At 55.9% G+C, this 1,396-nt stretch carries 1 rRNA gene (cut by a window edge); it reads right to left on the reverse strand.

Annotated elements, in window-relative coordinates:
* A 23S ribosomal RNA gene (locus AB0K25_RS31640) occupies positions 1-1,396 on the reverse strand (its annotated part continues 1,808 nt past the right edge of the window); the annotation flags it as partial.

Here is a 1,396-nt window from a genome sequence, read left to right on the forward strand (position 1 = left end):
CAAGTCCTCGGCCTATTAGTACCGGTCAACTGAACCCGTTACCGGGCTTACATTTCCGGCCTATCAACCCAGTCGTCTAGCTGGGGGCCTTACCCCCACAAAGTGGGGTGGGATACCTCATCTTGAAGCAGGCTTCCCGCTTAGATGCTTTCAGCGGTTATCCCTTCCGAACGTAGCTAACCAGCCGTGCCCCTGGCGGGACAACTGGCACACCAGAGGTTCGTCCGTCCCGGTCCTCTCGTACTAGGGACAGCCCTTCTCAAGTATCCTACGCGCACGGCGGATAGGGACCGAACTGTCTCACGACGTTCTAAACCCAGCTCGCGTACCGCTTTAATGGGCGAACAGCCCAACCCTTGGGACCTGCTACAGCCCCAGGATGCGACGAGCCGACATCGAGGTGCCAAACCATCCCGTCGATATGGACTCTTGGGGAAGATCAGCCTGTTATCCCCGGGGTACCTTTTATCCGTTGAGCGACACCGCTTCCACTCGCAAGTGCCGGATCACTAGTCCCGACTTTCGTCCCTGCTCGACCTGTCAGTCTCACAGTCAAGCTCCCTTGTGTACTTGCACTCAACACCTGATTGCCAACCAGGCTGAGGGAACCTTTGGGCGCCTCCGTTACCCTTTAGGAGGCAACCGCCCCAGTTAAACTACCCACCAGACACTGTCCCTGAACCGGATAACGGTCCGAAGTTAGATACCCAAATCAACCAGAGTGGTATTTCAAGATTGCCTCCACCCATACTGGCGTACAGGTTTCACCGGCTCCCACCTATCCTACACAAGCCCATTCAGATACCAATGTCAAGCTATAGTAAAGGTCCCGGGGTCTTTCCGTCCTGCCGCGCGTAACGAGCATCTTTACTCGTAATGCAATTTCGCCGGGCCTGTGGTTGAGACAGTGGGGAAGTCGTTACGCCATTCGTGCAGGTCGGAACTTACCCGACAAGGAATTTCGCTACCTTAGGATGGTTATAGTTACCACCGCCGTTTACTGGCGCTTAAGTTCTCCGCTTCGCCCCGAAGAGCTAACAGGTCCCCTTAACGTTCCAGCACCGGGCAGGCGTCAGTCCATATACATCGAATTACTTCTTCGCATGGACCTGTGTTTTTAGTAAACAGTCGCTTCCCCCTGCTCTCTGCGGCCATACAACGCTCCACCCGCACGGGGCTTCACGTCTCCGGCCCCCCTTCTCCCTAAGTTACGGGGGCAATTTGCCGAGTTCCTTAACCACAGTTCGCCCGATCGCCTCGGTATTCTCTACCTGACCACCTGTGTCGGTTTGGGGTACGGGCCGCTAAGAACTCGCTAGAGGCTTTTCTCGGCAGCATAGGATCACTGACTTCACCTGAATCGGCTCGGCATCACGTCTCAGCCCTCATGTGTCGC

The organism is Micromonospora sp. NPDC049257 (genome assembly GCF_040678915.1).
In the GTDB taxonomy this organism is placed as follows: Bacteria; Actinomycetota; Actinomycetes; order Mycobacteriales; family Micromonosporaceae; genus Micromonospora; species Micromonospora antibiotica.